The organism is Chitinophaga sp. 10T418 (assembly GCF_056394125.1).
Genome location: NZ_JBFTHG010000012.1, coordinates 252,918 through 275,686, shown reverse-complemented (window position 1 = coordinate 275,686; position 22,769 = coordinate 252,918). Strand labels below are relative to the sequence as shown.

General features: G+C 45.2%; 12 protein-coding genes. 6 read left to right on the top strand and 6 right to left on the bottom strand.

Annotated elements, in window-relative coordinates; translation table 11 throughout:
* Window positions 1–33 precede the first annotated feature (33 nt).
* The 3 genes from AC1DCV_RS29085 to AC1DCV_RS29075 all read left to right on the top strand — a co-directional run bounded on the left by AC1DCV_RS29085 (window position 34) and on the right by AC1DCV_RS29075 (window position 11,530).
* On the top strand, window positions 34–8,847 hold the full coding sequence (locus AC1DCV_RS29085) for an HYR-like domain-containing protein (RefSeq protein ID WP_477026468.1): 8,814 nt from the start codon (window positions 34–36) through the stop codon (window positions 8,845–8,847).
* Between the two features lie 140 nt (window positions 8,848–8,987).
* Window positions 8,988–9,281 carry a hypothetical protein gene (locus tag AC1DCV_RS29080; RefSeq protein WP_477026467.1) on the top strand — a complete coding sequence of 98 codons (294 nt, stop codon included), beginning with the start codon at window positions 8,988–8,990 and terminating at the stop codon, window positions 9,279–9,281.
* Window positions 9,282–9,286: 5 nt separating this feature from the next.
* The gene (locus AC1DCV_RS29075) at window positions 9,287–11,530 is read left to right on the top strand and encodes a glycoside hydrolase family 20 protein (protein ID WP_477026466.1); all 2,244 of its coding nucleotides are present in this window, start codon (window positions 9,287–9,289) and stop codon (window positions 11,528–11,530) included.
* A 54-nt stretch (window positions 11,531–11,584) separates the two neighbouring features.
* Here the strand turns inward: AC1DCV_RS29075 and AC1DCV_RS29070 are convergent, their stop codons facing one another.
* From AC1DCV_RS29070 to serA, 4 genes are all read right to left on the bottom strand, one after another.
* Entirely contained in the window at window positions 11,585–13,168 is a 1,584-nt protein-coding gene (locus AC1DCV_RS29070) for a S41 family peptidase (protein ID WP_477026465.1), read from the bottom strand.
* A 35-nt stretch (window positions 13,169–13,203) separates the two neighbouring features.
* Window positions 13,204–13,965 (bottom strand): hypothetical protein, encoded by a 762-nt coding sequence (locus AC1DCV_RS29065; protein WP_477026464.1) that lies wholly within the window; start codon window positions 13,963–13,965, stop codon window positions 13,204–13,206.
* 115 nt (window positions 13,966–14,080) lie between these two features.
* A complete protein-coding gene (locus AC1DCV_RS29060) occupies window positions 14,081–15,292 on the bottom strand; it encodes a hypothetical protein (protein WP_477026463.1) in 1,212 nt (403 codons plus the stop codon).
* A 113-nt stretch (window positions 15,293–15,405) separates the two neighbouring features.
* Window positions 15,406–16,641, bottom strand: coding sequence for a phosphoglycerate dehydrogenase (gene serA, locus AC1DCV_RS29055; RefSeq protein ID WP_477026462.1), 1,236 nt, complete (start codon window positions 16,639–16,641; stop codon window positions 15,406–15,408).
* Window positions 16,642–16,954: 313 nt separating this feature from the next.
* Between serA and AC1DCV_RS29050 the strand changes: the two genes are divergently transcribed.
* From AC1DCV_RS29050 to AC1DCV_RS29040, 3 genes are all read left to right on the top strand, one after another.
* The gene (locus AC1DCV_RS29050; RefSeq protein ID WP_477026461.1) at window positions 16,955–18,166 is read left to right on the top strand and encodes a serine hydrolase domain-containing protein; all 1,212 of its coding nucleotides are present in this window, start codon (window positions 16,955–16,957) and stop codon (window positions 18,164–18,166) included.
* A 312-nt stretch (window positions 18,167–18,478) separates the two neighbouring features.
* The gene (locus AC1DCV_RS29045; RefSeq protein ID WP_477026460.1) at window positions 18,479–19,057 is read left to right on the top strand and encodes an HD domain-containing protein; all 579 of its coding nucleotides are present in this window, start codon (window positions 18,479–18,481) and stop codon (window positions 19,055–19,057) included.
* A gap of 26 nt (window positions 19,058–19,083) precedes the next feature.
* The gene (locus AC1DCV_RS29040; protein WP_477026459.1) at window positions 19,084–19,599 is read left to right on the top strand and encodes a hypothetical protein; all 516 of its coding nucleotides are present in this window, start codon (window positions 19,084–19,086) and stop codon (window positions 19,597–19,599) included.
* An 84-nt stretch (window positions 19,600–19,683) separates the two neighbouring features.
* Here AC1DCV_RS29040 and infC read toward each other — a convergent pair whose 3' ends face one another.
* Together infC and thrS are read right to left on the bottom strand one after the other, a co-directional pair.
* A complete protein-coding gene (infC, locus tag AC1DCV_RS29035) occupies window positions 19,684–20,397 on the bottom strand; it encodes a translation initiation factor IF-3 (RefSeq protein WP_477026458.1) in 714 nt (237 codons plus the stop codon).
* 173 nt (window positions 20,398–20,570) lie between these two features.
* Window positions 20,571–22,511: a threonine--tRNA ligase gene (gene thrS, locus AC1DCV_RS29030; protein WP_477026457.1), complete on the bottom strand. Its 1,941-nt coding sequence runs from the start codon at window positions 22,509–22,511 to the stop codon at window positions 20,571–20,573.
* Window positions 22,512–22,769 lie beyond the last annotated feature (258 nt).

Genomic DNA, 22,769 nt, shown 5'->3' with positions numbered 1-22,769 from the left:
ACTGAATATGGTGCTAAAGGTACCTGGTCTGTGGTGGGTAAACCAACATGGGTGACTGTTACCGACACCACTTTAAACACTACAAAAGTGAAAGTGCTGGCGGGTCATACTGCTACACTGGTATGGACTATCTCTAACGGTACCTGCGCTGCTACTACCGACACCGTGTTGCTGACTAACTATGATATACCGGCTGTTGCTAAAGCAAACATTGATCAGTTACATTGTAACGACTCTATCTTCACCATGGCCGCTAACAAGCCGACTGAATATGGCGCTAAAGGCACCTGGTCTGTCGTAGGTAAACCAACATGGGTGACTGTTACTGATACCACTTTAAATACTACCAAGGTTAAAGTACTCGCGGGTCATACCGCTACACTGGTATGGACCATCTCCAACGGTACCTGTGCCGCTACTACCGACACCGTGTTGCTGACCAACTACGATGTTCCGGCGGTGGCGAAAGCAAACGTGGATCAGAAACATTGTAACGACTCCATCTTCACCATGGCCGCTAACAAGCCGACTGAATATGGCGCCAAAGGCACCTGGACAGCAGTAGGTAAACCTACATGGGTAACTATTACCGATACCACTTTAAACACTACCAAGGTTAAAGTACTGGCCGGGCATACTGCTACAATGGTATGGACCATCTCTAACGGTACCTGCGCTGCTACTACCGACACCGTGTTGCTGACTAACTACGATGTACCGGCTGTTGCGAAAGCAAACATTGATCAGTTACATTGTAATGACTCTATCTTTACTATGGCCGCTAACAAGCCTACTGAATATGGAGCCAAAGGCACCTGGTCTGTCGTAGGTAAACCAACATGGGCGACTGTTACAGACACCACTTTAAACACTACAAAAGTGAAAGTGCTGGCGGGTCATACTGCTACACTGGTATGGACTATCTCTAACGGTACCTGTGCAGCGACTACGGATACCGTGCTGCTGACCAACTACGATGTTCCTGCTGTTGCGAAAGCAAACGTGGATCAGTTACATTGTAACGACTCCATCTTCACCATGGCCGCTAACAAGCCGACTGAATATGGTGCTAAAGGTACCTGGTCTGTGGTGGGTAAACCAACATGGGTAACTATTACAGATACCACTTTAAATACTACAAAGGTTAAAGTACTGGCGGGGCATACCGCTACAATGGTATGGACTATCTCTAACGGTACCTGCGCTGCTACTACCGACACCGTGTTGCTGACTAACTATGATGTACCGGCTGTTGCTAAAGCAAACATTGATCAGTTACATTGTAACGACTCCATCTTCACCATGGCCGCTAACAAGCCAACTGAATATGGTGCTAAAGGTACCTGGTCTGTGGTGGGTAAACCAACATGGGTGACTGTTACCGACACCACTTTAAACACTACAAAAGTGAAAGTGCTGGCGGGTCATACTGCTACACTGGTATGGACTATCTCTAACGGTACTTGTGCCGCTACTACTGACACCGTGTTGCTGACCAACTACGATGTTCCTGCTGTTGCGAAAGCAAACGTTGATCAGTTACATTGTAACGACTCTATCTTCACTATGGCCGCTAACAAGCCTACTGAATTTGGAGCTAAAGGCACCTGGTCTGTGGTAGGTAAACCAACATGGGTGACTGTTACCGACACCACTTTAAACACTACCAAGGTTAAAGTACTCGCTGGTCATACCGCTACAATGGTATGGACTATCTCCAACGGTACCTGCGCTGCTACTACTGACACCGTGCTGCTGACTAACTATGATGTTCCTGCTATCGCAAATGCCAACAGTGATCAGAAACATTGTAACGATTCTATGTTCACCATGGCTGCCAACAAGCCGACTGAATTTGGAGCTAAAGGCACCTGGTCTGTGGTAGGTAAACCAACATGGGTGACTGTTACTGATACCACTTTAAATACTACCAAGGTTAAAGTACTGGCTGGGCATACTGCTACAATGGTATGGACTATCTCTAACGGAACCTGCGCTGCTACTACCGACACCGTGTTGCTGACTAACTATGATGTTCCTGCTGTTGCGAAAGCAAATGTGGATCAGTTACATTGTAACGACTCTATCTTCACTATGGCCGCTAACAAGCCTACTGAATATGGAGCCAAAGGCACCTGGTCTGTAGTAGGTAAACCAACATGGGTGACTATTACTGATACCACTTTAAATAATACAAAAGTTAAAGTACTGGCTGGTCATACTGCTACACTGGTATGGACTATCTCCAACGGTACCTGCGCAGCGACTACCGACACCGTGTTGCTGACTAACTACGATGTTCCGGCTGTTGCGAAAGCAAATGTTGATCAGTTACATTGTAACGACTCTATCTTCACCATGGCTGCTAACAAGCCTACTGAATATGGCGCTAAAGGCGCCTGGTCTGTCGTAGGTAAACCAACATGGGTGACTGTTACCGACACCACTTTAAATACTACAAAGGTTAAAGTACTGGCGGGTCATACTGCTACACTGGTATGGACTATCTCTAACGGTACCTGCGCTGCTACTACCGACACCGTGCTGCTGACAAACTACGATGTACCAGCTGTTGCGAAAGCAAACATTGATCAGTTACATTGCAACGACTCTATCTTCACTATGGCTGCTAACAAGCCTACTGAATATGGAGCTAAAGGCACCTGGTCTGCGGTTGGTAAACCTACATGGGTAACTATTACAGATACCACTTTAAATACTACAAAGGTTAAAGTACTGGCCGGTCATACTGCTACACTGGTATGGACTATCTCTAACGGTACCTGCGCTGCTACTACCGACACCGTGTTGTTGACCAACTACGATGTTCCTGCTGTTGCAAATGCCAACAGTGATCAGAAACATTGTAATGACTCTATCTTCACCATGGCCGCTAACAAGCCGACTGAATATGGCGCCAAAGGCACCTGGTCTGTCGTAGGTAAACCAACATGGGTAACTATTACTGATACCACTTTAAATACTACAAAAGTGAAAGTGCTGGCGGGTCATACTGCTACACTGGTATGGACTATCTCTAACGGTACCTGTGCCGCTACTACCGACACCGTGTTGCTGACTAACTACGATGTGCCAGCTGTTGCAAAAGCAAACGTGGATCAGTTACATTGTAATGACTCTATCTTCACCATGGCCGCTAACAAGCCTACTGAATATGGCGCTAAAGGTACATGGTCTGTGGTGGGTAAACCAACATGGGTGACTATTACCGACACCACTTTAAATACTACAAAAGTGAAAGTGCTGGCGGGTCATACTGCTACACTGGTATGGACTATCTCTAACGGTACCTGCGCTGCTACTACCGACACCGTGTTGCTGACTAACTACGACATCCCTGCTATTGCAAATGCCAACAATGATCAGAAACATTGTAACGACTCTATGTTCACCATGGCTGCTAACAAGCCAACTGAATATGGTACTAAAGGCGTGTGGTCTGTATTAAACAAACCATCATGGKTGAAGATCATCGATAGTACTTTAAATAATACCCAGGTGAAAGTACTGGCTGGTCATACCGCTACACTGGTATGGACTATCTCCAACGGCACCTGCGCCGCTACTACCGACACCGTATTATTGACGAACTACGATGTGCCGGCGGTTGCCGTTGCAGGCCCTGACCAGAAACATTGTAACGACTCTATGTTCACCATGGCGGCTAACAAGCCTACTGAATATGGCGCTAAAGGTGTATGGTCTGTATTAAATAAACCATCTTGGGTAAAAATCACTGATACCACCTTAAACACCACACAGGTGAAAGTGCTGGCTGGGCATACCGCTACGCTGGTATGGACCATCTCTAACGGTACCTGTGCCGCCACTGCCGATACAGTGCTGCTGACCAACTACGACATCCCTGCTATTGCAAATGCCAACAGTGATCAGAAACATTGTAACGACTCTATGTTCACTATGGCTGCTAATAGGCCTGCTGAATTCGGTGCTAAAGGCGTGTGGTCTGTATTAAATAAACCATCATGGGTAAAAATCACCGATAGTACTTTAAATAATACACAGGTGAAAGTACTGGCTGGGCATACTGCTACGCTGGTATGGACCATCTCTAACGGTACCTGTGCCGCCACTACCGACACCGTGTTACTGACTAACTACGACGTACCGGCTATTGCGAATGCGAACATTGATCAGGAACATTGTAATGACTCTATATTCACCATGGCCGCTAATAAGCCTGCTGAATATGGTGCTAAAGGTACCTGGACAGCGCTAGGTAATCCGAACTGGGTGACCATCACTGATGCCACTTTAAACAACACGAAGGTGAAAGTACTGGCTGGGCATACTGCTACGTTGGTATGGACCATCTCCAACGGTACCTGCGCAGCCACTACCGATACGGTGTTGCTGACCAACTACGCAACCGCTAACCAGGCAAACGCCGGCCCTGATCAAAGAATCTGTAACAATACAGCTGACTTTATCATGCAGGCAAATAACCCGGGTGTACCAACTGCAAAAGGCATCTGGACTATCCTMAGCGGAAATGCCACTATTAAATCACCAAATAGTCCGACAACTGCAGTAACTGTGCCTGTGGGCGATACCGCTGTACTCCAGTGGGCGATTGCCAACGGTGTATGCGATACCACTTTCAGCAGAGTAACTATCATCAATTACAAAGCAGCGATTACGGCAAACGCCGGTCCTGACCAGGAAAAATGTAATACTACTGCCGACTTTGTAATGAAAGCAAGTCAACCTGGATCAGGCAGTGCGAAAGGTGTTTGGGAAGATATCAGCCGTATCCCTGGCGCTGCCATCATCAAATCACCAAATGATCCGTTTACCAGCGTAACTGTTCCTATAGGCGACACCGTTATATTGAAATGGACCGTTACAAATGGTACTTGTACAAGCAGCAGCAGCATTGTAACGCTGATTAATTACAAGAAAGCAGATGATGCTAACGCCGGTGCAGATATTGAAATGTGTAATAACACCGGAGATTTCACCATGGCCGCTACTCCACTGTCTGTTCCAAGTGCAAGAGGCTTCTGGTCTATTATTAAAGGAAATGCAGTGATCAAGTCTATCAATAGTCCTACTTCTGCGGTAAATGTAAACGTGGGTGACACTGTTACCTTACGCTGGACAGTAACCAATGGTGTATGTAGTGCTACCTGGGATGATGTTACACTCATTAACTACCGCTTACCGGTAGCTGCCAACGCAGGACCAGACCAGGAACATTGCGATGATGCTACCTTTAAGATGAATGCCAGTGATCCTGGTGTGGCAGGTGCAAAAGGTACCTGGATTGTTACCAGCAACAACGCTGCGCTAATCAACATCAGTAACATTAACCAAAAAGATGCGACCATCACCGTTCCTGCCGGCGAAACGGCACAACTGACCTGGGTAGTAAGCAACGGTGTTTGTGATGCTTCCAGCTCAAGTGTAACACTGATCAACCGCAAACCAATACTTGGTAATACCATCCGCGATGATCAAACCGTTTGTTTGACAGAAATGCCAATGGCGATACGCGGTATTGCTCTGAGTGGTGGTAATGGTACCTATACTTACCAATGGCAACAAAGTACCACTGGTGCTACCGGACCGTTTACCAATATTAACGGGGCAACCGGAGATACTTACCAGCCTGGTGTTCTGTCTGTCAATACCTGGTACAGAAGAGTGGTAGCATCTGGTGCTTGTATCAACAACATCAGCAATGCAGTGAAGATCACCGTAGTAACTATCAGCCCGATTGTTACCTTCACTCCTCCTGCTATCACTACAGAATGTGAAAAAGGTAAAGACTACACCACACTCTTCGGAGATCCGGTGTTCAGTCATGCACCTTATGATAATGAAACACTCACCGTTACTCACAACGATGTAACCGTAGTGACTTCTCCTTGTCTTAGCACCATCACCCGTACCTGGACGGCAACAGACAGATGCGGATTGTCAGTAAGCGCTTCGCAGACGATCACGATAAAGGATACAAAAGCACCGGTATTTACTACCCCTGCTCCTGCCGATATCACGGTTGATTGTGACAAGGTACCTGCTAAAACAGACCTGAAAGCAAACGACGATTGCGCCGGTGAAATCATCATACCAGTGGTAGAGGTTCGCCAGGATATTCCAGGCAACTGTACTAACAACTATCTGCTGATACGTACCTGGACTGCGAAAGACGAGTGTAACACTGGCATTACCCTGAAACAGGTAATCACGGTGAAAGATATGACTGCCCCGGTATTCAATGTGGCCACTCCTGCTGATACAACAGTAGATTGCGACAAGGTACCTGCAGGATTCAATCTCACTGCAAGTGATAACTGCACACCGGGTGTAATTACAGTAATGCCAAAAGATTCCGTGGTGCATAACCCGGCTAATTGTAACAACAACTACCTGATCTTCAGGAAATGGACCGCCTTCGATGAATGTGGTAATGCAAGTGCAGTACAACAAATCATCAAAGTACAGGATACCACTAAACCGGTATTCAGCATGCCTGCTCCAAAAGACACCGTGGTAGATTGCGATAAGATTCCAGCCTGGCCGGTAATTACTGCCACCGACAACTGTAGCAGTAACGTACAGGTATTCACCAGCACTAAAACGGTGAAATTACCAGGCAACTGTGCCGGCAACTATCAGGAAACACGTACCTGGACTATTACAGATGATTGCGGTAACAAATCAACAATGCAGCAGATCATCACTGTACAGGATACCATTAAACCGGTATTCACCGTGAGACCTCCTGCAGATACTACCGTGAGCTGCGACAACATCCCTGCTCCTGCTATAGATGTTCAGGTTACCGACAACTGTAGCACTATCGGAAATGGCCTGACGGTAAGCCGCCGCATCACAACAGAAAGAACACCTGATGATTGTGCCGGTAACTACCGTATCATCAGAACATGGATTGCGAAAGATGCCTGCGGTAATACCGCTACCGTGACACAGGTAGTAACGGTGAAAGATACCACCAAACCTGTGATCATGCCTGCTCCGGCAGATGTAGTGATCTTCTGTCAGGATAAAATCCCGGCTCCCCCGGTGCTGACGGCTACAGACAATTGTGATAATACCTTCCCGAAAAGAGCTATCTATACGGAAGATCCATTTGTAGCAGATATCTGTAACGGCTATACGATTGTAAGAAGATGGAGTATCATGGATGCCTGCGGCAATAAAGCCGATGATGTGACCCAACGTGTAATCATCAACCCTTGTCCTAAACCACAGCTGGAAGCTACCCTGCCCTCCAACTGCTCTGACAACGGAAGAATAGCATWACGTAAAGTGGGCAACGTATACCTGCCTACCTACACCCTGGTAAGTGTAACACCTTCCAATGTAGTAACAGGTTTACCGCTGACACAAAGCAACAATGTGTTCAACCTGAATGGCGCTACTTCTGCATCATTCATTATAACAGATGGCAGAACCGGTTGTTCTTCTGATACGATGACTTACAACCTGACCTACATTCAGAAACCAATGGTGAACCTGGGCAACGATACCACTATATGTGGAGGCAACAGCCTGGTACTGGATGCAGGACCTGCTAACTTCGCTTACCAGATTAAATGGTCTACCGGCGCAACCACGCAAAGGATCAATATCAATCAGGCTGGTACTTACTGGGTAAATGTAAGCAACGGTGAATGTGCTACTACAGACACCATTCATGTAAGCCTGATACCAACACCGCTGGTAGATATCCCTGACACGACCATCTGTCGCGGTCAGTCTGTGAAACTGGATGCTTATGTAAATGGTGCACAATACCTCTGGAGCAACGGTTCTACTGCTTCTTCCATACTGGTAGGTACACAGGAACAATTCTGGGTGAAAGTGATGAAGTCCGGATGTATCACAATCGATACTGTGAAAGTGAGTGTGAATCCTCCACCAGATATCAGCCTGAGTCGTGATACATCGATCTGCCCTGATCAGTCTATCATGCTCACTGTTAATTCAAATGGCGGCCGTATCAAATGGCAGACAGGCGAAACCAGCAACTCCATCGTGGTGAATCAACCTGGTGGTTACTGGGTGGCAGTAAGCAGAGACAATTGTGTGGTAAGAGATACTGTAAACGTAAGACTGAAACCATCTATCACACTGGATCTGGGACCAGACAGGAATATCTGTCCGGGTGGCAGCATCACTCTGGATGGTACTAATCCGGATGCGATCTCCTACCTCTGGAATGATGGCGATCCTAAACCGGTTAAACAAATAACACAGGCCGGCAAATACAAACTGGCATTGATGGATAAATACTGTCAACGCGTATTCATGGACAGTGTAACAGTAAGAATCACTGGTTTACCAGTCATTAATCTGGGTAGAGATACCGTAATGTGTAAAGGTGAAACACTAACCCTTCACGCTGAAGGCGGTGGAATCACCGGAGTACGCTGGGATAACGGTTCTTCCGCTCCTACACTGCCTGTGACGAACGGAGGTACTTATACAGTAACGGTGTTCAACGATTGCGGCACCGCTACTGATGATATCACGGTAGACTTTGTACAATGTGAACCAAAACCACAAGTACCAAATGCCTTCTCTCCAAATGGCGACGGACGTAACGATGTGTTCAGACCAATAGTAAGAGGACAAATGTTCGACTACGAACTGCGAATCTTCAACCGCTGGGGTGAATTAATCTTTATGACTTCCGATGATCATAAAGGATGGGATGGTAAATACAAAGGCGTTCCGGTAGATGTAGGTACCTATGTATGGTGGCTTAACTACAAAAAAGTAGCCGGAGGAACTTCCAACGTTCTCAAAGGTGAAGTAACTGTAGTCCGCTAATTCAAGCAGAAAGCAAAAAGCAGAAAGCAAAAGGCCGATCGCCTTTTGCTTTCTGCTTTTTGCTATTAACTGAATCTCACCTTTTTTATTAACTTAGTGGCGATGCAAATGGAATTTACTCACCAGAAATCATGATCAATATGAAAGTTTATGACACCGTAACAGCTGCAATGGAAGATCTGCGCAAACGAGGATACACAGCTGATTTCAATCTTCTTTTTGACAGTATACATACCAGGGATACAAAAGTGCATCCACAAGACTTTGAAATTACAGAGACCTATCGTTTTGAAGGAGACACTGATCCGGGTGATGAAGCTGTGGTATATGCCATCGAAACAAAATCAGGCACCAAAGGCGTATTAATGTATGGGTATGGTGTTTATTCAGAAGACATGTCAGAAGATATGATCCGTAAACTGGGGTCAAAATAGAATTGATGAAACATAGCTCGTTATTTCTGCTGGCCATTTGCTTTGGGATATCTGCCCATAGCCAATCTGCTGGCAATCTCGATTTGATTCCCAGGCCAACATCGGTCGCCGCAAAAAAAGGTACTTTTGCCATTTCCCCGCAAACGCATGTCTTTACTGCACCCGTCTTTTCCGGTGTTGCTGCTCTCTTCGCAGAAACGGCCCATCTTCCCGAACCACAGCTGGCGTTGATGAAAATGGTACCGTTGCATAGTGTTGTGTTTACCGCAGCAGATAAATCCCTTATTCCAGATTCAACAGGATACCGACTGAACATTTCACCGGACTATGTAACGATTTTTGCACGTACCCAAACAGGCGCCATCAATGGCATGCAGTCCCTACTACAGTTACGGCTGCTGCAACCGGATCAGACTACCCTTCCCTGCGCTGAGATAACGGACCATCCCCGCTTTGGCTATCGCGGTGTTCACCTGGATGTGTCACGAAATTTCTTTCCGGCAACTTATATCAAACGCTTCATAGATCTGATGGCATTATATAAGATGAACACTTTTCACTGGCACCTGACAGATGGCGCCGGATGGAGACTGGAAATAAAGCGTTATCCCGAACTGACGAAAATTGCCGCCTGGCGTAATTATGCCAACTGGAAAGACTGGTGGACCAAAGGCCGACGGTATTCGCAGGAAGGTGATCCTAATGCCTATGGCGGTTATTATACCCAGGCAGAAGCGCGGGAAATAGTGGCGTACGCAGCACAGCGTGGCATAACTGTTATTCCGGAAATAGAAATGCCCGGTCATTCAGAAGAAGTACTGGCGGTATACCCGCAACTGTCCTGCTCCGGCGTACCTTATAAAAACTCCGAGCTATGCCTGGGTAATGATACTACCTTCACTTTTCTGGAAAATGTATTAACAGAAGTAATGGATATTTTCCCATCTCCCTATATTCATATTGGTGGTGATGAAGCAGATAAAAAAGCCTGGAAGAGCTGTCCTAAATGTCAGCAACGCATCCGCAGCGAAAAACTGAAGGATGAAAATGAACTGCAAAGTTATGCCATCAGGCGCGTGGAAAAATTTCTCATCGCGCATAAACGCAAACTGCTGGGATGGGATGAAATACTGGAGGGTGGCCTCGCTCCGGAAGCAACGGTAATGTCATGGCGTGGAGAGAGCGGCGGTATTGCAGCCGCAAAAGATGGCCATGATGTAATCATGACACCTGGTGCATATTGTTACTTCGACAGTTATCAGGCCGACCCAGCCAGCCAACCGGAGGCAATCGGCGGATATCTTACACTCGATAAAGTATACAGTTACGAGCCCGTTCCGAAAGAACTGGATGCAGCTGCAGCCAAACATGTTCTGGGCGCACAAGCCAATATCTGGACCGAATACATACCCACCTCCTATCACCTGGAATACATGACTTATCCACGTTTGCTGGCTTTGTCAGAAGTCGTATGGTCAGATACAGCACATAAAGATCTGGCTGATTTTCAGCAACGGTTACAATCGCACTATCTCTTACTCCAACGGCTAAACGTAAATTACTATCGGCCCTCTCATAGCGTCACTATTCATCCGGATATAGATGCAGCAAATCATCGGACTCTTGTTTCATTCCGTTCAGAACAATACCAGCCACAAATCCGCTATACCCTGGATAGCAGTATGCCAAACACCCAGTCTGCTTTATATACCAGTCCGTTTGTGGTTTCTGGCTCTGCTCCTGTCACCGCCGTTATTTTCAAAGACGGTCAGCCTCAAGGCAAACCAGCTTTCCTTCAATTGGATGATCATGTAGCTATTGGTAAAAAAGTGAGCTATAATGTTCCTTACAGTAAAAAATATCCTGCTCAGGCATCAGCTACTCTGGTAAATGGTTACCGTGGTTCTCTTACTTATGTGGATGGCCAGTGGCAAGGATTTGAGGGGGATATGGACGTGACAGTAGATATGGAACAGGAAACAAACCTKCATCGTTTAGCCGTTACATTTATGCAACTGACGGGGCCTGGCGTATACATGCCATCGTTTGTAGAAGTATCGATCAGTAATGATGGGAAAAATTTCCGACCGCTGAAGCAGGTAAACAATGACGTTCCTCCCAGTACTTCCACACTTGTTTTTAAAGATTTTAAATTTGACCTGAGTGGTCAGAAGACGCGGTATATCAGGGTTCATGCGAAAAACGAACAACATGGGTTTATGTTCGCAGATGAAATTATTATTTACTAATATTGAATGCGTAGCTGTTAGTGTATCCTCGCGCTAACAGCTACGCATATATGATTATTTCAATTTTGACATTTCCTTACTTAACCTGTAATCTACCATCCCATTGAAATTATTGAGTGGCTTACCGTTCGGAATAGCCGTGCGCAATCCATTCACGGTTTCTGTATTCAATTGTGCTGCTCTCGCTGTCGGGAAGGCACCCGTATTAATGTAACCCATTATCTTTTTAAGATTATCGTCATCAGCGGTAGCGCCCCAGGGCACGTTAACATAATCAACAGCCGCTTTATCTACATCAATACCTGTATAATAATCTCCTGATCCATTGGCATTGTGTGTGGCAAAGTTAATGGCATAAAGATCAGCCAGGTACTTTACTGTGCCTGAACGATTATAGGCAGAGATATTAAAATCAATGAATCCAACCGGCTTACCGTATGTCTTCTCTCCAACGAGCAAAACTTTCACATAAGGCTTGAGATTATTGAGTGTCAGCTCACTTGCCGAGGCTGTATTACCACTGGTGATAAAAAATACATTATCAAGTGCCAACCCACCGGTTCTTCCCGGAAACTTAACTGTTTCCGTTAGTCCTGTAGCGGCCAGGTTCTGCATGATCTTATCATTGTACTTATAAGTGTACATAGTTTTACCAGCTGCAGATGCCGGCGCAATGGCGCTATCCAGGTATTCTGCGGTAGTAGTAGCTCCTCCTCCATTATACCGTAAATCTACAATCAGGTTTTTAATCCCGCTGGCTACAAATTTGGTAAACGCCTGGTCAAGAGCTGTTTTGGTATAAGTAGCCTGTCCTTTATCGTTGAATACGCTGGCAAAAGTATAGAGACCAAAGTAACCCACTTTTGTATTATTCGCTGCGGTATATACGGTATCAAACAATACAGGGTTGATACTATACGCTACCGGATTGAGTGTAGTCGTAAACGTTGTCTTATCAGCCCTGGTTATTCCTAATGTTACCGTGGAAGTAGATCCCACGATAGCGTTGTATACAAACTGTAACGAAGAATTGGTATTGGTAAAAGAAGTAGTTCCATTAACAGACGTAATTTCACAACCTCTGTCGATCCCTGCCTTACCTGCCGGGCTATTTTTATCTGCATACAATACAAAAATGCGTACCTGGTTGCTGCCGGACGATACCAGCACAGGAGCATACTCCAGCCCAAAATCGCTGGTGGTAGCTGCAAAAGTGCTGGCGGAAATGCCATTCATGAGTTTATTGGTCAGTGTGCCGTTCCTGTCCAGGAAACTATAGTGGTCATATGGTGCAGCGGTGGCCGTGTTGATGGCATACCTTTTCATTACAGCGAGCAGTGTATCAGCATTCGGGTAGCTGGCGCTGAACGGATCCAGCTTGGGTACGGATGAATACCAGAAGTAGGTAGGCAGGCCGCTGGACAGGGTGCGTCCACCATCACCATAGGTTACCTGCATAATCTGGTACATCAGGTACTTGAGTGAGTCTTCTGCCTGTGCGGTCGTGAGCTGCGTGGTATCAACCGGAGTAGGCGGCGTTGGGTTCGTATTGTCTTTATGACAAGACATGAAAATGCCGGCACAAAAAGCTCCGGCCAACATGGCTTTAGTTCCCGTAGAAAACAATTTGTTATACATAAAAACGGTTAAGACAGATTTCAGTAGTATGCAAACTAATGAGTAGCCAGTGTTTGTCTGGTCCAGAAGTCTGCGGAATAATACAAGGCGAAATGGTCTGCGTATTCACCCGGCATTGGTGCCTGCTGCCCTTTGGCACGCTTGGCCTCCAATTCCTTTTTATCCTCTCTCTTCATCGCATTCACCTTAAAATGGTAAGCAATGGGTTTATCAGCGACCGCTGTTATCCCCAATGTTTTCAATGGAATAGCCAATTCACAAACCAGGTTACCGGAAGCTTCATAAGAAGCTGCTGATTGAATACCAAACGTATTATGCACCGGAATATTGCCATTGGGAATACTATCAAACCCATCAACCTTTATTTCTTTCAGATTAGCCAGGATCTGTTTTTTCAGTTCTCCGGCAATCAGTGCCCGGGAGGCTTCCGGTACATCCGGCGCGCCAGTACTTACATTCTCCGTAAGCGGGAAAGTAATAGAGGCACCTCCTTTCTTTTTACCAGTGGCATTTAACGAAACCGTAATACCAGAACGCATAATTTTCATCTGGCTTTKCGGATCGGGTACACTCACGATTACGTATATATTTTCCTGATCGTTGGCTATGGTGTAAAATAACTTAGTAACGTTATTATAGAACTGAAGGGGTTTAGGCCATTCTGTGGCCTGTCCGTCAATTTTAATGTTGGCCGGGGCCCATTTATTTGGTTCACTATCTTGCGCGGAAGCATTTACATATAACAAAAGCCCGGCTATTAACCCAGCTCCGGTTATCAGTGCCCTATTCATTTTCATGTGCTGTTTTTTTCAGTTGCAGTACAAGGTTAACAAAGAATTTTCAAAATATGCTCAAAAAAAGCGCATATGAGGAAAAAGAATCGGTGAATAAGGAGATATAACAGGTGAATAATTACTTGTTCACCTGTTTTATCAGCATATCTATCTGTGCCTGTTGCTCAGTATTCCTTTTGTCCTGCTGAATGATATACAGTGTCAGTTCTTCTACCTTTTCCAGGAGCTTACGGTTCATTTCTCCCAGGTCTTGTCCGTCCCGGGCGACTTCGGCTGCATCAGGGATACCTGGCAGATGTTTGTGCTTTGCAATGTAACTGGCCACATCTGTCAGCAAAGGCAACTGATAGGTATCATGGAATACATAATCAGCCCAGGCGGCATTCTGCGTTACTTTAACCCGGCGTGCTGCGATGGCTCCCCCTACCGCCAGCTTATTTCCACCGGTAGCGGATGTACCTATTGCCACGTCGCCGTTGTTCAGTATAGTCATGCTGATGGGAGCCACCGTTCCTGTTCTGCCGGTTTCAAAATAAATATTGCCGGTATTGGCTGCTCCTACGTGCAGATCGGTATAACTTTCCAGGATATTAGCGCCACGTTGGTTCGTTACAGCATAGTCACTGCTGGTATTTCCAAGGTAAAAAAGTGAATTGGGGATACCCGTATTCTGTATAGCGATGCGGTTAGTAACTGTTCCAACAGTACCTGTGATATTTAGATGGTCAGATGGATTAGTATTTCCTAGTCCAATATTCCCATCCGAATTGATGTGCATTCTGACGGTCGGTTCTCCTCCGGGGTTACCGTAATCATTCGTCAGAAACTGCAGAAAAGTATCCCAGGAACCACCTCTGTAAGAGCGGATAATCGCCTTTCCTGCTCCAGCAAATTCGTAGGAAATATCACGTTTGCTACCTATGTTGGTGGGAATATTGGCTCCTGCTATCACCAGTTTTTTGTAAGAAGTATCAGAAACACTGCCCACAGTAAGATTAGGCACATTTAGAGACCTTTTCACCACCAGATCACCTTTGGGTGTCAGGTGCATCACCATATCATTATTATTGACAAAATTGACAAGCGTATCATTTGCCAACCAACGGAATAAGAATCCATTACCTGAAGGACCACTAATGGCGTTATTGAGGGAGGCTCCGCTCTGTATGTTTAGTCCGGAATTAGGATTAGCTGTATAAATGCTACTGAAAATACTAATCTTGTAGGGAAGCTTATCTAAGATGATGTTATCATAAGGTCCTATCGATTGACCATAGGATTGAGTCAATACGCAAAAATACACAGCTAAAAACAGGGCTACCTTTTTCATGATAAAAGGGTGGGTTTAGGGATGATATAAAATGGTTAATTACAATCCTTCGCAAGAAAGCAAAAAGCAGGGAACAATCCCTGCTTTTCTATAAAATTTTCGCACAAGACAGCTTAATACAGCAACCTTGTCTTGATCGTATGCGCTACCTCTTTCAATAAAGCCAATGCTTCCTGTGATAGTTTAGTATCTACGTCCAGCACCACATAACCAATCTGGTCGTTGGTTTTCAGGTACTGACCCAGGATATTGATTTTATTGGCAGATAAAGCAGTGTTGATGGCCGATAACACACCCGGCACGTTTTCGTGAATATGCAGAATACGATGTGTGTTTTCAATGGGGGGTACACTGATAGAAGGAACCGTATGAGAACCAAAGCTGGCGCCTTTTTCCAGGTAGTTCAGCATTTTGCTGCTCACATCCAGACCAATATTATGCTGCGCTTCTTCTGTGCTACCACCGATGTGCGGTGTTAAAATGACGTTGGATAATTTCTGCAGCGGTGTGCTGAATGCCGCACCATTTTTTTCTGGTTCTACCGGGAAAACATCAATCGCAGCACCTGATAACTGGCCGCTGGTTAATGCATCTCTCAGTGCTTCCAGGTCTACTACTTCCCCACGTGCATAGTTAATAAAGATTGCACCTGGTTTCGCATCTGCCAGCACTTCCTTTGTAATCATGTTGGCGGTAGTTTTGCTGGAAGGCACATGTAATGAAATGATATCTGATTTGCCAAAGAGTTCTTTCAGGGTACGGATCTGTTCCGCATTTCCTAAAGGTAGTTTGGTTTCCGCATCGTAGTAGATGACGTTCATCCCCATGCCTTCTGCCAGTACACTCACCTGGCTGCCGATGTTACCATAACCAACTATACCCAGTGTTTTACCCCTGAGTTCATAGCTGCCGGTAGCTTCTTTCATCCAGATGCCGTTATGTGCAGCAGCGTTTTTATCTACAATACGGCGGATCAGGATAATCGACAATCCTATTACCAGCTCAGCCACGGAACGGGTGTTGGAGTAAGGTGCATTGAATACCGCCACGCCATGTTCAGTGGCAGCTTTCAGGTCCACCTGGTTGGTACCTATACAAAAACATCCAATCGCCTGCAGCTTCCTGGCCGATTCCAGTACTTTACGGGTTACCTTGGTTTTAGAACGAATACCCAGGAGATGTACATCTTTGATCTCATTGATCAGATCATCTTCACTCAGAGCGCCCGCCAATTTGCGTACATGATACCCTGCGGTGGTAAATTCTGCTACCGCAGCATCACTGATATTCTCTAATAATAAAATGCTGATCTTCTCTTTCGGATAACTTGTCGACTTTTGCTGGTCCATAATATTATACTAAATTATATGTGTATCTATATGTTGCAATTGGCTTAATAATTGCTGATAGCGGGGAAACAGGGCACAAACCTACTCGATGTTGGGGAATATTCAAATAGTAGTATGATCAAATTCGATTTTATCAAAAAAAGGCACTTATCAGGGGCATTTTTTTAAGTTTTTTCAGCATTTCAGCTTAAAAATCAATTAAAAGGATCTGAAAACAGGCTATTTATTTGGCAGTCTTTTACTTTGGGCATAAATTTAGCGCTTTGTATTTTTAAAGGGTCATATTGAATCAAGAAAGTAGTACACTCCTCTAATGAAGCGATTGAAAGCAGTAAGTATCATCTTAACTATATCGGGAATTGCAATAATATCAAGTTGCCAGAGCAATGCAGCAAGACGGGAAGCTGAAAGGAAAAAAACAATATCAGACAGCGCTCTTTATACCCTGGGATTAAGCACAGCAGAAAAAGAGGCGATATTGAAATCGCCCCGTACCATACAAATGCAACGTGAACTGGAAGCATTTTACAATGGTAAATTATTACGCAGTGGATTCAACGGTGCTATGCTGGTAGCCAGAAAGGGCGTTATCATTTTTGAACAATATCATGGTTACGAGAATTCAAGAACTAAAATACCAGTTATCGACAGTTCTTCTTTTCAACTCGCCTCTGTTTCAAAAACCTTTACAGGCGCGGCTGTATTGTGGTTAGCACAAAAAGAGAAACTCAATCTGGACGACTCTTTACAAAAATTCTTTCCCGAATTTCCTTATAAAGGAATCAATGTACGCATGTTGCTGAGCCACCGCAGCGGCTTACCTAACTACCTCTATTTTTGTGATAGTTTGTGGAAAGAAGAATCACGTTTCATCACCAATGATGAAGTGATCAAACTAATGGAAGCACATAAGCCCGCCATGCAACATTTGCCGGGAACACATTTCCAGTATTGCAATACCAACTACCTTCTCCTAGCTTCAATCATTGAAAAAGTAAGCGGACAGAAATATGCGGAGTTCATGGAACAAACCATCTTCCGTCCCCTGGGCATGGTGAATACATTTGTATATGATCCTGCTTCTGCTGCACGTCCCCACCAAACCCAGAGCCATAAATACAACGGGCAGTTTGAACCGGATACTTACTTTGATGGTGTAATGGGCGACAAAGGAATATACAGCAGTGCACGTGATATGCTTAAATGGGATCAGGCGCTCTATTCCGGGCAGTTATTAAATGCTGCTACCCTGAAGGCCGCCTATACACCTTACAGCCATGAAAAKCCCGGCGTACGTAACTACGGTCTTGGCTGGCGCCTGATGGTATATCCGGACAGTACCAAAAACATTATCTATCATAATGGCTGGTGGCATGGTAATAACACGGTATTTTATCGTTTTGTACAAGACTCTACTACCCTGATCATCTTAGGAAATAAATACAACCGCGGTATTTACCAGGCAGTAAAACCTGTACGTGATATACTTGGTCACGGCGATGGTGAGGAAGCGGGAGAAGAATAACGAATCAGCTTTTAGCCATTAGCTTTTAGCTTTTAGTAAATGCAGCACAGATATGAGATATCTGTGCTGCATTTTTTATTACGGAAATGACTAAACGCCGTGCTTTCTGTTAAGCATTACGTTATCTCTCGTCCATGTTATTTCGTTCATAAATTTGTGCCTTCTTACCACACATTCGTCTTTCAGACAATAATGAGGTCTTAATAAAAATATAACAGTATGTATGCTGATATAGCGGCAACAGCTATTACTTTTGCGATAATGCCACGGCATGCGATGAAAAACAGTACTAACCCTTATTAATGTACGAAAATGACCGACAACGAACTACATGCACACTCCGTCATCGAACAAATCTTCGATCTGTATAACAATTACGGCAATGAGGAATACGGCGAAGAGGTAACTATGCTGATGCATATGATGCAGGCCGCGCTGATAGCGGAAAAGACAGGGTTTGATGACGAAATGATCGTAGCTGCATTCCTGCATGACATTGGTCATTTTTTTGAGCACACAGAACAGATGGGCGAATATGGTAGTCTGGCGCATGATGACCTGGGCAGTGCCTACCTGCTGGAGTGTGGCTTTCCGGAAAGAATGGCTAAACTGGTGGGCAGCCACGTAGCCGCCAAACGTTACCTGACGTGGTCTGACAGTGCTTACTATGAAACGCTTTCCGAAGCCAGCAAACAAACGCTGGAATACCAGGGAGGCCCTATGAATGAAGAAGAAGCGTTGGCTTTCCGCAATGATCCTTTGTTTTCGCAATACATCCAGATCAGGATATGGGATGATATGGGTAAAGAAACCGATCAGCCGGTAAACCCGGAAGATGTGGCCAGGATACGCCATAAAACATTATCCTACCTGCTGGAACATGGTAATTAAATTGCTTGCATTAAATTGCCGGCAATATGGATTTACGTTCCGAAATATTAGCAGAACATTCCCGCGTACAATCCCTTCGCATCGCGAAATGGATAGGTTCCCATGCCGGTCGTTTTGATCAGCTCATGCAATTGTTTCTGCAGGATGAATACCGGGTGGTACAGCGGTCTGCCTGGGTGGTTCGTTTTGTCGCCGACAAACATCCGGCATTACTTGCTCCTCACCTGCCGGTCATCGTAGGCAGAATGGAAGATGAAGGGATACCGGTAGCCGTTAAAAGAAATGTGCTGGGAGTATTGCAAAACTTATCCATCCCGGAAAGCCTGCATGGTCCCGTGATGAATAGTTGCTTTGCCTTCCTGGAAGATCCGCTGGAAACAGTGGCAGTAAAGTCGTTTTCCATGACGGTGTTAGCTAATCTTGCGCAAGATTACCCGGAGATCAAAAACGAGATCCGCCTGCTGGTTGAAGATCAGCTGGAAAACAATCCTACACCGGGCATCCGCTCAAAAGCCAGGAAAGTATTAAAAGAGATACAATAGTATACTACCCGACAAAAGAAAAAGCAGCGCAACGGGGTATAACACCCTGTTGTGCTGCTTTTTTTAATCAGATATAACCATTGGCTACGCGTTAGCATCATCCGCCGGCGCTGCATCAGCAGCTGGTGGAGGGGTAACAGGAGCCTTTGCTTCTCTTGGTTCTCTTGGCTCTCTGGGTTCCCTCGGTTCTCTTGGTTCCTTAGGTTCCTTTTCCTTCTTCTTAGCCGCTTTAGGAGCGAAGATGGCGATCATACGCTTACCTTCCATGGTAGGCATACTTTCCAAACCACCAACTTCTGCCAGCCTTTCAGCAAACTTCAGGAGAATTAACTCGCCACGTTCTTTAAACATGATCGCACGACCTTTAAACTGTACGTAGGTTTTCACCTTGTTACCGTCTTTCAGGAAGCTTTCAGCATGTTTGGCTTTAAAGTCGAAGTCATGGTCATCGGTGTTGGGCGTAAAGCGGATTTCTTTCACTTCGCTTTTGTGCGCCTTCGCCTTCATTTCCTTTTCCTTCTTCTTCTTTTCGTAAAGGAATTTATTGTAGTCGATGATACGACAAACGGGGGGCACGGCATTCGGAGAAATCTCAACCAGGTCTAAACCCTGTTCCTCCGCCATTTTCAGCGCCTCCTCGGTTCTGTAGACACCTACCTCAATATTTTCACCTACAAGCCTTACCTCAGGAACGCGTATCATCCTGTTGGTGCGATGTTCTTGTTGTTGTTCCCTGCGGAAGTTGGGGTTTCTGCCCCGGTTGTTGCCGCCAAAACTTGGTCTGGGTCTTTGTTGCATTAAGAAAAATAAAATTAATTAATTAATTGTCTTTTGCAGTCCATGGTCCACATATCGTCCATGGACCAAAAACAATATTTACAAAAATAAGGGGAAAATCATAGCAATAAACATACCTCAATTGAGTAATGTTCATTGTTTTATATACCTTTTTTCCACATTCATTTACGTTGTTACTCTATTGGCTTCCGGTTTGCCACCTCTTCATTTATCATTGCTGTAAATTGTGCGAGTTGCATAGTTCCCAAATCACCTTTAGATTGACGACGAACGGCTACTACTTCATCGGCAGCTTCTTTTTCACCAAGTACGAGCATGTACGGAATTTTTGCCAGCTCTGCTTCCCGGATCTTCTTACCGATTTTTTCGCTTCTGTCATCTATTTCAGCGCGAATTTCCGCTTTTTTTAGCAATTCTGCTACTTTTTCTGCATAGTCCTGGCTTTTATCGCTGATAGGCAGGATTTTTACCTGTGTGGGCGCTAACCAAAGCGGGAACTTACCGGCGCAATGCTCGATCAGTACTGCAATAAATCTTTCCAGTGAACCAAATGGTGCGCGGTGAATCATTACCGGACGATGCTTCTGGTTATCTGCTCCAATATACTCCAGTTCAAAACGCTCCGGCAGGTTATAATCCACCTGGATAGTCCCCAGCTGCCATTTACGGCCCAGCGCATCTTTTACCATGAAGTCCAGCTTAGGACCATAGAACGCTGCTTCGTCATACTCCACTACAGTATTCAGGCCTTTCTCTGCAGCCGACTCGATGATCGCCCTTTCTGCCAGCTCCCAGTTTTCTTCCGTTCCCATGTATTTAGCACGGTCCGTTTTGTGACGCAGGGAAATCTGGGCGGTATATTCTGTAAAACTTAAGCTGTTGAACACATACATCACCAGGTCGATCACTTTCTGGAACTCTTCTTTCACCTGGTCAGGACGGCAGAACAAATGCGCATCATCCTGAGTAAATCCTCTTACACGGGTTAATCCGTGCAGTTCACCATGCTGCTCGTAGCGGTACACGGTACCGAATTCCGCAAAGCGTACCGGTAAATCTTTGTAAGATTTCGGCGACACTTTATAGAGCTCACAGTGATGCGGGCAGTTCATTGGTTTCAGCATAAACTCCTCACCTTCTTCCGGTGTCTGGATGGGCTGAAAACTATCCTTGCCATATTTTTCGTAGTGACCGGAAGTGATGTACAGATTTTTGTTACCGATATGTGGTGTTACTACCGGCAGATAACCGCTGGCCAGTTGTGCTTCCTGGAGGAAACGTTGCAGGCGTTCACGCAGCATCGCTCCTTTAGGTAACCACATAGGCAGGCCCAATCCTACCTTCTCAGAGAAGGCGAACAGTTCCAGTTCTTTACCCAGTTTACGGTGATCACGTTTTTTAGCTTCTTCAATCAGTGTCAGGTATTCGTCCAGTTCCTTCTGATTAGGGAAAGTGATACCGTAGATGCGGGTAAGCATCTTATTTTTTTCACTGCCACGCCAGTAAGCACCGGCAATGCTGGTCAGCTTGATGGATTTGATAAAGCCGGTATTCGGAATATGTGGCCCGCGACACAGATCTGTAAATCCGCCCTGAGTATAGAAGGAAATACTTCCATCTGCCAGTTCGTTGATGGTTTCCAGTTTGTACTGGTCGCCTTTTTCTGTAAAGTAAGCCAGTGCATCTGCCTTGCTAACTTCTTTGCGCACATACACGCTATTTTGTTTAGACAGCTCCACCATCTTGGCTTCTACCTTTCTCAGGTCTTCTTCCGAAATAGTACGGTCTCCTAAATCAATATCATAATAGAATCCATTCTCAATAGAAGGACCATAACCCAGTTTTACGCCGGGATACAGGGCTTCCAGGGCTTCCGCCATCAAATGCGCGGAGGAATGCCACATCGTAGCCTTACCATCTTTATCCACCCACGTGAGCAGTTGCAGTGTGCTATCCGTCAAAATCGGGCGCGTAGCATCCACTACCTGCCCATTAACATTTGCGGCCAATACTTTGCGTGCCAATCCTTCGCTGATGGATTTGGCAATGTCCAATGCAGTTACTCCTGATTCATACTGACGAACTGCGCCATCCGGAAAAGTGATATTTATCATACGTTTTGCTGTTAGCACCATACTTTTTCATATGGGCTATATTTCCTTTATAAAATGTTTGCGAAGTTAAGAAATAGTTTGTTAGCTTTTAGATTACCATGTCATTGAACTTAAGGATTTTAAAAATAAATATTTATACAGCGATGTGAGTACAGTTGAAAAAGGTGCCATTTTTACAATTGTAAATTAAAAATATCATATAATGATCAGAAATTACTTTAAACGGTACGACACACTGACGAAAGAATTGTATGTCCC